The organism is Shewanella sp. SACH, from assembly GCF_001887095.2.
Taxonomy (GTDB): domain Bacteria; phylum Pseudomonadota; class Gammaproteobacteria; order Enterobacterales; family Shewanellaceae; genus Shewanella; species Shewanella baltica.
The window spans coordinates 1,070,261-1,081,617 of record NZ_MPDG02000002.1; the positions used below are offsets into that span (position 1 = coordinate 1,070,261).

At 43.0% G+C, this 11,357-nt stretch carries 11 protein-coding genes and 1 pseudogene; all 12 read left to right on the top strand.

What is annotated here, in order from left to right; all coding sequences use genetic code 11:
• The first annotated feature begins 11 nt into the window (after positions 1-11).
• Positions 12-1,223 (top strand): flagellar hook-associated protein FlgL, encoded by a 1,212-nt coding sequence (gene flgL / locus BM607_RS12640; RefSeq protein ID WP_071939688.1) that lies wholly within the window; start codon positions 12-14, stop codon positions 1,221-1,223.
• A gap of 94 nt (positions 1,224-1,317) precedes the next feature.
• Positions 1,318-2,139, top strand: coding sequence for a flagellin (locus BM607_RS12645; RefSeq protein ID WP_071939687.1), 822 nt, complete (start codon positions 1,318-1,320; stop codon positions 2,137-2,139).
• 256 nt (positions 2,140-2,395) lie between these two features.
• Positions 2,396-3,214: a flagellin gene (locus tag BM607_RS12650; RefSeq protein ID WP_071939685.1), complete on the top strand. Its 819-nt coding sequence runs from the start codon at positions 2,396-2,398 to the stop codon at positions 3,212-3,214.
• 144 nt (positions 3,215-3,358) lie between these two features.
• Entirely contained in the window at positions 3,359-3,745 is a 387-nt protein-coding gene (locus tag BM607_RS12655) for a flagellar protein FlaG (RefSeq protein ID WP_071939684.1), read from the top strand.
• 46 nt (positions 3,746-3,791) lie between these two features.
• The gene (gene fliD / locus BM607_RS12660; RefSeq protein WP_071939683.1) at positions 3,792-5,162 is read left to right on the top strand and encodes a flagellar filament capping protein FliD; all 1,371 of its coding nucleotides are present in this window, start codon (positions 3,792-3,794) and stop codon (positions 5,160-5,162) included.
• Positions 5,163-5,192: 30 nt separating this feature from the next.
• The gene (locus BM607_RS12665) at positions 5,193-5,513 is read left to right on the top strand and encodes a flagella biosynthesis chaperone for FliD, FliT (RefSeq protein WP_071939682.1); all 321 of its coding nucleotides are present in this window, start codon (positions 5,193-5,195) and stop codon (positions 5,511-5,513) included.
• 6 nt (positions 5,514-5,519) lie between these two features.
• Positions 5,520-5,930, top strand: a complete 411-nt coding sequence (gene fliS, locus BM607_RS12670) for a flagellar export chaperone FliS (RefSeq protein ID WP_006082411.1) — start codon at positions 5,520-5,522, stop codon at positions 5,928-5,930.
• Positions 5,931-6,216: 286 nt separating this feature from the next.
• Complete coding sequence (locus BM607_RS12675; RefSeq protein WP_011847309.1) at positions 6,217-7,650, top strand: sigma-54 dependent transcriptional regulator; 1,434 nt, start codon at positions 6,217-6,219, stop codon at positions 7,648-7,650.
• Between the two features lie 109 nt (positions 7,651-7,759).
• Positions 7,760-8,842 carry a PAS domain-containing sensor histidine kinase gene (locus tag BM607_RS12680; protein ID WP_012089707.1) on the top strand — a complete coding sequence of 361 codons (1,083 nt, stop codon included), beginning with the start codon at positions 7,760-7,762 and terminating at the stop codon, positions 8,840-8,842.
• Positions 8,835-10,178, top strand: a complete 1,344-nt coding sequence (locus BM607_RS12685; protein ID WP_071939681.1) for a sigma-54 dependent transcriptional regulator — start codon at positions 8,835-8,837, stop codon at positions 10,176-10,178. The genes BM607_RS12680 and BM607_RS12685 overlap by 8 nt, the downstream gene beginning before the upstream one ends.
• A gap of 229 nt (positions 10,179-10,407) precedes the next feature.
• On the top strand, positions 10,408-10,743 hold the full coding sequence (gene fliE / locus BM607_RS12690; protein WP_006082407.1) for a flagellar hook-basal body complex protein FliE: 336 nt from the start codon (positions 10,408-10,410) through the stop codon (positions 10,741-10,743).
• Positions 10,744-10,788: 45 nt separating this feature from the next.
• Positions 10,789-11,357 (top strand): annotated as a pseudogene (locus BM607_RS22140) (flagellar basal body M-ring protein FliF); the annotation flags it as partial.

An 11,357-nucleotide genomic window follows, 5' to 3' on the forward strand; every position in this document is an offset into this window, starting at 1 on the left:
GAGATTTAACTATGCGATTATCATCCGCGCAAATCTTTAATCAAAGCATTACCAGTGTGCTGCAAAAGCAAACGGCGACCAGCAAAATTCTTGACCAATTGAGCAGTGGTAAGAAAGTCAATACTGCCGGTGACGATCCTGTGGCGTCACAGGGTATCGATAATCTGAATCAAAAAAATGCACTCGTCGATCAGTTTATGAAGAACATTGATTATGCAACGAATCGTCTTGCCGTGACTGAAAGTAAACTCGGTAGTGCTGAAGATTTAACAGGCTCGATACGTGAGCAAGTTATGCGCGCGATAAACGGCACACTATCTGGAACTGAGCGGCAAATGATTGCCGATGAGATGAAAGGCAGCTTGGAAGAGTTGCTTTCTATTGCGAATAGTAAGGATGAATCTGGCAATTATATGTTCTCCGGTTTCAGTACCGATAAAGAACCTTTTGCTTTTGATAATTCGACGCCGCCTAAAATTGTGTATAGCGGTGATTCTGGCGTCAAAAATAGCTTAGTGCAAACGGGTGTTGCCATGGGGACAAACATCCCTGGCGATAGCGCGTTTATGAAAGCACCCAATGGACTTGGTGATTTTAGCGTCAATTATTTGGCCAGCCAGCAGGGTGAGTTTAGCGTTAAAACGGCAAAAATTGCTGACGTTGCAACTTATGTGGCTGATATATATACGTTTAACTTTACTGATAATGGCGCTGGTGGCACGAATTTACAAGTGCTCGATTCTGCCAATAATCCTGTCGCAAACGTCGCTAATTTTGATGCGACCAATCCCGTTAGTTTTAATGGTATAGACGTTAAAATTGATGGAAAACCCAGCGCTGGCGATAGTTTCACCATGGAACCCCAGGCCGAGGTCAGTATTTTCGATACGATCAGCAGTGCGATTGCATTAATCGAAGACCCTAATTCTGCTAACACACCCCAAGGGCGAGCTCAGTTGGCACAGATATTGAATAACATTGATAGTGGCGTCAATCAAATTAGTTCTGCCAGAAGTGTGGCGGGGAATAATCTGAAAGTTGTCGAAAGTTACACAGAGACACATACCGAGGAGAAAGTGGTGAACACATCAGCGCTATCACTCTTGGAAGATCTCGATTATGCATCAGCGATTACGGAATTTGAAAAGCAACAGCTTGCATTGAACGCAGTCTCTAACGTGTTTAGTAAGGTGGGTTCTGTTTCCCTGTTCGACTTTATTTAACAGTAAGCAAGCACCTATCCATCTGTAAGATAAATTGTTAAAAATTTAGCCAAGCTCCAAGCCTTGGCGGTATAACTAGGAAGAGGAACTCAACATGGCTATTACAGTTAATACCAACGTGACTTCAATGAAGGCACAAAAGAATTTAAATACATCTAGTAGCGGTTTAGCGACCTCGATGGAACGTCTATCAAGTGGTTTGCGCATTAACAGCGCCAAAGACGACGCGGCTGGTCTAGCCATTTCTAACCGCTTGAACAGTCAAGTTCGCGGTTTGGATGTGGGTATGCGTAACGCAAATGATGCAATTTCAATTGCTCAAATTGCCGAAGGTGCGATGCAAGAACAAACTAACATGCTGCAACGCATGCGTGATCTGACTGTTCAAGCGGAAAACGGTGCAAACAGCACTGATGATTTAGCTGCATTACAAAAAGAGATGGATCAATTAGCAGAAGAAATTACAGCGATTGGTGATAGCACTGCGTTTGGTAATACCAAGTTAATGACTGGCGGTTTTTCTGCGGGAAAAACCTTCCAAGTAGGTCATCAAGAAGCTGAAGATGTCACTATTTCTGTAGGGACAACTAATGCTGCAAGTTTATCCGTCAATACGTTATCAGTAGCTACTTCAGGCGGTCGTTCAACTGCTCTTGCAAATATTGATGCCGCTATTAAAACAATTGACAACCAACGCGCTAACTTAGGTGCGAAGCAAAATCGTTTAGCCTATAACATTAGTAACAGTGCGAATACTCAAGCCAACGTTGCCGATGCTAAGAGTCGTATCGTAGATGTCGATTTTGCGAAAGAAACTTCTGTTATGACTAAGAACCAAGTATTACAACAAACAGGTTCCGCAATGCTTGCACAGGCTAACCAGTTACCGCAAGTTGCATTATCTCTCCTTGGTTAGTGTCACTGATGTGAAGTTGTATTGAAGTGCTTTTGCCTACTTATTTCTAGAATTCTCTAGGAAAGTAGGCAAAGTTTTTATTAAAGGGGATATTTATCTATTTGAAAAATTGATTATTTTTAAAAAATCATTATTTTTTAAAAATAATCCTAAAGATAAAAAAGGTGCTGCCGTTAAATATACTGTAACCACTAAGACCCGCCTGGCTTAAGTAGACAGGCAAGTTAACAAGCCAGGTATAAAGAGGAAACGAATCATGGCCATTACAGTAAACACGAACGTCACATCATTAAAAGCCCAAAAGAACTTAAATTCTTCAGCAAGCGGTTTGGCCACATCTATGGAACGTTTATCCAGTGGTCTACGTATTAACAGCGCAAAAGATGACGCTGCAGGTCTAGCGATTTCGAACCGTCTAAACAGCCAAGTGCGCGGTTTGGATGTTGGTATGCGTAATGCTAACGATGCAATCTCTATCGCCCAGATTTCTGAAGGTGCGATGCAAGAACAGACTAACATGTTGCAACGCATGCGTGATTTGACAGTGCAGGCCGAAAACGGTTCTAACAGTACTGACGATTTAACCGCTTTACAAAGTGAAATTGACCAACTTGCACTAGAAATCACCGCAATCGGTGATACTACAGCATTTGGTAGCACTAAATTACTTAATGGTAATTTCTCTGCAGGTAAGACCTTCCAAGTTGGGCATCAAGAAGGCGAAGACATTACCATTTCAGTTAAAGCAACCAATGCTGGTGCATTATCTGTGAATACATTATCAGTAGGAAGCTCTGCTGGTCGCTCAACCGCACTTGCTGCGATTGATAAAGCAATTAACACGATTGATAGTCAACGTGCAAACTTAGGTGCGAAGCAAAACCGTTTAGCTTACAACATCAGTAACAGTGCTAACACTCAGGCTAACGTTGCTGATGCTAAGAGCCGTATCGTTGATGTCGATTTTGCGAAAGAAACATCGCAAATGACTAAGAACCAAGTGTTACAACAAACGGGTTCTGCAATGTTGGCCCAAGCTAACCAATTACCTCAAGTGGCCTTATCACTACTGTAATATAAAGTAGTAAAGTCGATAAGTGATAAGGGAGGTTCGGCGACGGATCTCCCTTTGCCACATTAAAAGGTTAATTAAGCTTTATAGTGTATTTGTTTTGTTAAGTTTTATAAAAACAATTACTTAATTTGCTGAGGTATGGCTATGGATATCAATATAGCAAGTTCACCTTCTATGGTTCACAATAAGGTTGAATTAGCTCAAGTGCCGCTAAAAGCATCTGCTTCAGATGTGGAGTTAAAGCGGGATACTGCGGTGCCGGCTATTGAACAAACCGTAGAACAAGATGCGACTGAAAACGAACAGAATCCGAGTAAGTTGACTCAGGTTGCCACAGAGTTGTCTGATATGATGTCTATGATGCGTAAAGGCTTAGCATTTAAAGTTGATGAAAATTCGGGGCAAGCTGTTGTTACTGTGTTGGATAAAGATACTGGTGATGTTATTAGGCAGATGCCGAGTGAAGAAGCATTGGCTTTAGCCGAAAAACTATCAGAAGTCACAGGACTTTTGATGAAAACAGAGGCATAAATATTCGCATTGCTAAATAGTGATAGTTGAAGAGTAAGAGGTTTATATGGCATTAACAGCGACAGGCATGGGTTCTGGTTTAGATATCTCTAATATTGTTAAAGTGTTAGTTGATGCTGAAAAAACACCCAAAGAAGCGATGTTTAACAAAACTGAGGACAGCATCAAAGCAAAGGTTTCTGCTATGGGAACCTTAAAGAGTGCGTTGTCTACGTTTCAAGATGCCTTAAAAAAACTTCAAACAGGCGATGCTCTTAATCAACGAAAAATTTCTGTTAGTAATGAAACTTTTTTAGCTGCCACAGCGGACAAGACGGCTCAGGCGGGTAGCTATGGTATTAAAGTTGAGCAACTTGCCGTAAATCATAAAGTTGCTGGAACAAATGTCGCAAACCCTGCTCTGCCTGTTGGTGAGGGAAGTTTAGATTTTGGTATTAATGGTAAGAACTTTTCTGTTGATGTTTCCGCTTCCGATTCACTCGCTGCTATTGCTAAAAAAGTCAATGAGTCATCAGATAATATAGGTGTAACGGCGACAGTCATTACCAGTGATGCTGGCAGCCGGTTGATTTTTAGCTCTAATAAGTCGGGTGAAGATAATCAAATCAGTATTACAGCTAATGACACCTCTGGTACTGGTTTAAATGATATGTTTGGTGCGGGAAATATTTCCACGCTTCAAGATGCTAAAAATGCAATTGTTTATATAGATAATCAGCAAGTTACCTCACAAACTAATGAGATAAAGAATGCCATTACTGGTGTGACGTTAAATTTAACTGATGCTGATGTTTCTAAAACGACTACGTTAAAAATTGAACAAGATGACGATGCGGTAAAGACCAATGTGAAAGCTTTTGTCGATGCCTACAATAGTTTAGCGACTGCAGTTGATAAAATGTCGTCGTATGATAAGGATAAGAAAACCGCAGCAGCATTGCAGGGCGACTCTATGGTTCGCTCGATTGAATCACAACTACGCAGTATTTCGAGTGAACGAGTGCCAACTGATACAGGTAGTTCGATAGCCTTATATGACATAGGTATTAAAACAGATAGATATGGTAAGTTATCTGTTGATGATACGAAGCTTAATAAAGCGCTTTCTGAGGACATGTCTAATGTCGAGGCGTTATTTTCAACGCCCGATAAAGGGCTTGCCAATCGTTTCTATGATCTTGCTGATAGTTATGTTAAGTCACGTGGACTGATTGCTTCTCGCCAAACCGGATATACCAATCAGCAAAGTCAAATCGCAGATCAAAGAGAAGCTTTTACGCTTAAAATGGACCAGTTAACAGCGCGTTTAACTAAGCAGTTTAATGCGATGGATCTTGTCGTTGGCCAACTTAATCAACAGAGTAGTGGTCTTGTTGATCGTTTGAATTCGCTTCCAGGCGCTGTTAAAAAACGATAGTGAAATTATAAATGAGTAAGGGGAGTATAAGTGAAACAACTCGATGAGCTTAATGCCCTTTTGAGTGAAACCTTAAATAAATTGACTCAGATCCCTGCTGAAGAACCTCAAACTGACGAGTTGGTGTCGAACTTGCAAGTACTGGTTGGAGAGCGTCAACTTTTACTCGATGTATTAGTGGCTGATGCGAATATGACGGATGTTGAGTATCTTCAACATCAACTTGACCTTACTCAAGAGTACACAAGTAAAGCAAGTGTTGTAATGGCAGATAGGCAAGCATTATTACATGCAGGCAGTAAAAATAAACGCCAGATTAGTGTTTATAAGACTATAGATTCAAATAGGTAGGTGTTTATGAGAGGTTCACTGCAATCATACCGTAAGGTTTCATTAGAAAGTGAAATTACCGTTGCTTCACCACATCGTATTATTCAGCTTATGTTCGCGGGAGCACTGCAACGTCTAGCGCAGAGTCGTCTTGCGATTGAGCAAAATGATCTGTCTAATAAAGGTATGTATATTGGCAAGGCTATTGGGATTATTACTGGTTTAAACAATAGCTTAGATATGGATGCTGGTGGACAGATAGCAAGAAATCTGAGCGATCTTTATGATTTTATGTTGCGTAAAATTTCTGAAGCTAACATCAATAATGATGTGAAAGCGATTGATGATGTATGTGAGGTTTTACGTACCATCAAAGAAGGTTGGGATGCAATTCCTGCTGATAAACATAATATATCGGCACATTCTGAAGCTGGTTAATATCATGATTTATGATTAAAAAAAGACGCACTGGTTGCGTCTTTTTTTTGGCTTAAAGTCAAGTTTTTGACGTTTTTAACTAGAATCATGGCATAAATGAACTAAAATCAATTCAGTTTGGCATAAACCTCATCTGAGGCTTGCTTCTCGTCTGCTGATAATACAATATTCATCACAGTAGTGATGGTGGCACAGATTGTTACATTGAATTTGTTAAGCTTTTACAGCAACTAATCATAAATAATTAATGCGAATTAATACATATTAGAGCTTTACGGCCTACTGAATGATGCAAACAGATCAACGAATTTTACTTATCGGCCCCCCATCAGAGCGATTAAATCGCCTGTGTTGCATTTTTGATTTTTTAGGTGAGCAAATTGCACAAATTGACGCCGAAAAATTAAGTGCTAGCCTCCAAGATACTCGTTTTCGAGCTTTAGTTATCCTAACTGATGTTATGGATGCTGATGCGCTTAAAAACATCGCGGGTCAACATCCATGGCAACCTATGCTGTTGCTTGGCAACGTTGACGATCTGCAAGTGTCTAACATTCTTGGAAACATTGAGGAACCTTTAACCTATCCTCAACTCACTGAATTATTACACTTCTGCCAAGTATTTGGCCAAGTTAAACGCCCTCAAGTCCCCACAAGTGCAAATCAAACTAAGTTATTCCGAAGCTTGGTTGGGCGCAGTGATGGTATTGCCAATGTAAGGCACTTGATTAATCAAGTGGCGACATCTGAGGCGACTGTACTAGTACTGGGCCAATCGGGTACCGGTAAAGAAGTGGTCGCCCGTAATATCCATTATTTGTCTGAGCGCCGTGATGGCCCTTTTATCCCTGTTAACTGTGGTGCTATACCGCCAGAGTTGTTAGAGAGTGAACTTTTTGGTCATGAAAAGGGGTCATTTACTGGGGCAATTTGTTCTCGTAAGGGCCGTTTTGAATTGGCCGAAGGTGGCACGCTATTTCTCGATGAAATTGGTGATATGCCATTGCAGATGCAAGTTAAATTGCTTCGTGTACTGCAAGAACGGGTATTTGAGCGTGTTGGCGGCACTAAGACCATCAATGCCGATGTGCGCGTTGTCGCAGCGACACATAGAGATTTAGAAACCATGATCAGCGTGAATGAATTCCGCGAGGATCTCTATTACCGCCTAAACGTATTCCCGATCGAAATGCCCGCGTTGTGTGATCGCAAGGACGATGTGCCTTTGCTATTACAAGAGTTGGTGAGCCGAGTCTACAACGAAGGCCGTGGCAAGGTACGCTTTACCCAGCGTGCGATTGAGTCGTTAAAAGAGCATGCTTGGTCGGGTAACGTGCGTGAGCTGTCTAATTTAGTCGAACGCCTCACCATTTTATATCCGGGTGGACTGGTTGATGTGAACGACTTACCCGTTAAGTACCGCCATATTGATGTACCCGAATATTGTGTAGAGATGAGCGAAGAGCAGCAAGAACGTGATGCATTGGCTTCTATCTTTAGTGATGAAGAGCCGGTTGAAATCCCTGAGACACGTTTCCCAAGTGAGCTACCGCCTGAAGGTGTGAACCTTAAGGATTTGTTAGCAGAACTGGAAATCGACATGATACGTCAGGCACTAGAGCTGCAAGATAACGTTGTTGCTCGCGCGGCTGAGATGCTAGGAATACGTCGTACAACGCTAGTAGAAAAAATGCGTAAATACGGAATGACCAAAGATTAGTTTTCTATTTTATTGTTATATAAGTCGTTTTAACCTCTAAAGTTCAATTTCTAATTTGGCATAGATACTGCAGTCACTCCGTCATAAGCAATTTTTTGACGGAGTGACTATGTCAGCCAACCCACTAGCGCAAATTGAGTCATTCAAGCACACTAGCAAACAATGGAACCAACTGCGTGAGGCCGCTAATATGTCCAATCGAATGGAGCATATTTTACAGGCTATGCCATCCGGCGTGGTGATTATCAATGGCGACGGTATAGTCACGGATGCCAATCCGGTTGCAGTTGAATTACTTGAGCGCTCCTTGTGTGGCGTTCGCTGGATTGATGTGATCCACAGTGCCTTTGCGCCACAGGATGATGATGGCCACGAAGTGTCACTGCGTAATGGCCGCCGCGTTAAGTTAGCAATTACGCCACTGACGCCAGAGCCTGGTCAATTAATTGTGTTAACTGATCTGACTGAAACTCGATTATTACAGAAAAATCTATCCCATCTACAACGCTTATCTGCACTGGGTAAAATGGTCGCGACCTTGGCACATCAAGTGCGCACGCCTTTATCTGCCGCTTTGCTATATGCCTCTAATCTTGCGAGTCCTAAGTTATCCGATGCCGCTAAAGCGAAATTCCAGCAAAAGCTTGTTGATAGACTCAATGAACTGGAGCGTCAGGTTAACGACATGCTATTGATGGCGAAAGGCCGTCAGGATGAACTCGGAGATTTGATCACACTGGCTGAGGTTATCGACAATGTATTGGCAAATTGTGAGCCGATAGCGGCTAAGCAAGGTTGTGACTTGTCATTTGATGATGCATCAAGCAGTTCGATGTTAGCTAATTCCAATGCATTAAGCTCGGCAATCAACAATTTAGTGATGAACAGTATCGAAGCTGGCGCCACTGAGATTCGTATTCAGGCGAAAGAAGAGGGCGATCAGTTACTACTGAATGTCATCGACAATGGCAAAGGCTTAGATGCCAATATGCAGCAGAAGGTACTTGAACCTTTCTTTACGACAAAATCGCAGGGAACTGGGCTCGGGTTAGCGGTTGTGCAATCTGTGGTGCGTAATCATGGAGGACAACTGCAATTAAGTTGCTTACCGAATAAAGGTTGCACTGTGTCTTTAGTCTTCCCACGGGCTAAATCTGCGGTGATATTACCTTTGGAGATTACCCATGTCTGAAGCAAAGTTATTGCTCGTTGAAGATGATGCCTCATTGCGTGAAGCCTTGTTGGATACCTTAATGTTGGCTCAGTATGAGTGCATTGATGTTGCCTCCGGTGAAGACGCTATTTTAGCCTTGAAACAACATCAATTTGATTTAGTCATTAGCGATGTGCAGATGCAAGGCATGGGTGGGTTAGGATTATTAAACTTCCTACAGCAACATCATCCTAAGTTGCCAGTGTTGTTGATGACTGCTTATGCCACGATTGGTAGTGCGGTGGATGCCATTAAATTAGGCGCTGTCGATTACTTAGCGAAACCTTTTGCGCCAGAAGTCTTGCTCAATCAAGTGTCCCGCTATTTGCCGTTAAAACAAAATGTGGATCAGCCAGTAGTTGCCGATGAGAAGAGTTTAGCTTTATTAGCGCTGGCTCAGCGGGTTGCTGCATCCGATGCTTCGGTCATGATCTTAGGTCCTAGCGGTTCGGGTAAAGAAGTCTTGGCCCGCTATATTCATCAGCACAGTAGCCGTGCGGATCAAGCTTTTGTGGCCATTAACTGTGCAGCGATTCCTGAGAATATGCTCGAAGCCACCCTTTTTGGTTATGAAAAAGGCGCATTTACTGGCGCCTATCAAGCGTGTCCAGGGAAATTTGAGCAGGCTCAAGGTGGCACTTTGCTGCTAGATGAAATCTCTGAGATGGATTTAGGCCTACAAGCTAAGTTATTGCGGGTATTGCAAGAGCGTGAAGTTGAGCGTTTAGGCGGCCGTAAAACCATTAAGCTCGATGTGCGCGTGCTTGCCACATCCAATCGCGACTTAAAAGCCGTGGTAGCCGCCGGTGGCTTTAGGGAAGATCTCTACTATCGAATCAACGTGTTCCCCTTAGCTTGGCCCGCATTAAGTCAACGTCCTGCGGATATTCTGCCCCTTGCGCGTCATTTACTGGTTAAGCATGCCAAGGCATTGAATGTCGCCGATGTGCCTGAGTTGGATGAAAATGCACGTCGACGTTTATTGAGTCATCGCTGGCCGGGGAATGTACGTGAACTCGATAATGTGATCCAGCGGGCTTTGATATTAAGAGCCGGTCAAGTGATCACCGCCAATGACATTATTATCGATGCGCAGGATGTGATTTTAGGCGGCGAAGGCCTAGATCAATTTGCTGCCGAGCCAGACGGTTTAGGCGAAGAGCTTAAAGCGCAGGAGCATGTGATTATTTTAGAAACCCTTAATCAATGCCAAGGAAGCCGCAAACTGGTCGCTGAAAAACTGGGGATAAGCGCCCGAACCTTAAGATACAAGATGGCAAGAATGCGTGATATGGGCATTCAACTGCCAAATTAGTCTTTAAATTCAAGTTATAATCTTGCAGCCTCCACATGAGTGTGAGGCTGCATTTATTAAAATATACTACCGAAAAAGTGACCTATTTTATCCAGAATCCTTAGTTTTAACTTCTTCTTATCCCGTCAATTTGTTACCAATCACGGCCATTTGAAAACTTGGCCGTTATTTTGCATTGTCCCGTTATAGGTATTTTGATCGTCAAGAACTCGACGACTGGGAGCTCAGCATGCAAATAGGCGCAAATTCATTCCTGCAAGAAATGCAGAAACTCCAAGGCGAAATTACGCCGTCTTTTGGCGTTCAGCCAAATATCATGCAGCAAGTTAATAACACCAGTGGTGCGGACTTCGGTCAGTTACTCTCGCAAGCCGTCGGCAATGTCAGCGGCTTACAGTCGACATCATCAAACCTCGCGACGCGCTTAGAAATGGGAGATACTACCGTCACTTTGTCGGATACTGTTATTGCCCGTGAGAAAGCCAGCGTCGCCTTCGAGGCAACGGTACAAGTACGTAATAAGCTTGTCGAAGCCTATAAAGAAATAATGAGCATGCCTGTCTAGGCCAGTGAATAACCCAATTAGCAGGTACGAATCGTGAGCACAGAAATGATTGTCGGATCCAATTCCGGCTTAGCTGACCAAGGTGTCCAGCAAGAACATAAGTCAGGAATGATGGGAAACCTTGGCGGTGTCGACATGATGCGTCAAGTAACTATGATTTTAGCCTTGGCGATTTGTTTGGCCTTGGCCGTATTTGTTATGCTTTGGGCACAGGAGCCTGAGTATCGTCCATTGGGTAAAATGGAAACTCAGGAAATGGTTCAAGTATTAGATGTGCTTGATAAAAATAAAGTTAAGTATCAAATCGACGTCGACGTGATTAAAGTCCCCGAAGATAAGTATCAAGAAGTGAAAATGATGCTGAGCCGCGCAGGCGTTGACAGCCCTGCGGCTAGTCAAGACTTCTTGAATCAAGACAGCGGCTTTGGTGTCAGCCAACGTATGGAGCAAGCCCGTCTTAAGCACAGCCAAGAAGAAAACCTAGCCCGTGCGATTGAGCAACTACAAAGTGTTAGCCGCGCAAAAGTGATCCTCGCGTTACCTAAAGAAAACGTCTTTGCTCGCAATGCCTCAAAACCAAGTGCGACTGTGGTTATCAATACCCGCCGTGGCGG

Coding starts and splice junctions, on each gene's coding strand:
- flgL (WP_071939688.1), top strand. CDS start 12: ATGCGATTATCATCCGCGCAAATCTTTAATCAAAGCATTACCAGTGTG.
- BM607_RS12645 (WP_071939687.1), top strand. CDS start 1,318: ATGGCTATTACAGTTAATACCAACGTGACTTCAATGAAGGCACAAAAG.
- BM607_RS12650 (WP_071939685.1), top strand. CDS start 2,396: ATGGCCATTACAGTAAACACGAACGTCACATCATTAAAAGCCCAAAAG.
- BM607_RS12655 (WP_071939684.1), top strand. CDS start 3,359: ATGGATATCAATATAGCAAGTTCACCTTCTATGGTTCACAATAAGGTT.
- fliD (WP_071939683.1), top strand. CDS start 3,792: ATGGCATTAACAGCGACAGGCATGGGTTCTGGTTTAGATATCTCTAAT.
- fliS (WP_006082411.1), top strand. CDS start 5,520: ATGAGAGGTTCACTGCAATCATACCGTAAGGTTTCATTAGAAAGTGAA.
- BM607_RS12675 (WP_011847309.1), top strand. CDS start 6,217: ATGATGCAAACAGATCAACGAATTTTACTTATCGGCCCCCCATCAGAG.
- BM607_RS12680 (WP_012089707.1), top strand. CDS start 7,760: ATGTCAGCCAACCCACTAGCGCAAATTGAGTCATTCAAGCACACTAGC.
- BM607_RS12685 (WP_071939681.1), top strand. CDS start 8,835: ATGTCTGAAGCAAAGTTATTGCTCGTTGAAGATGATGCCTCATTGCGT.
- fliE (WP_006082407.1), top strand. CDS start 10,408: ATGCAAATAGGCGCAAATTCATTCCTGCAAGAAATGCAGAAACTCCAA.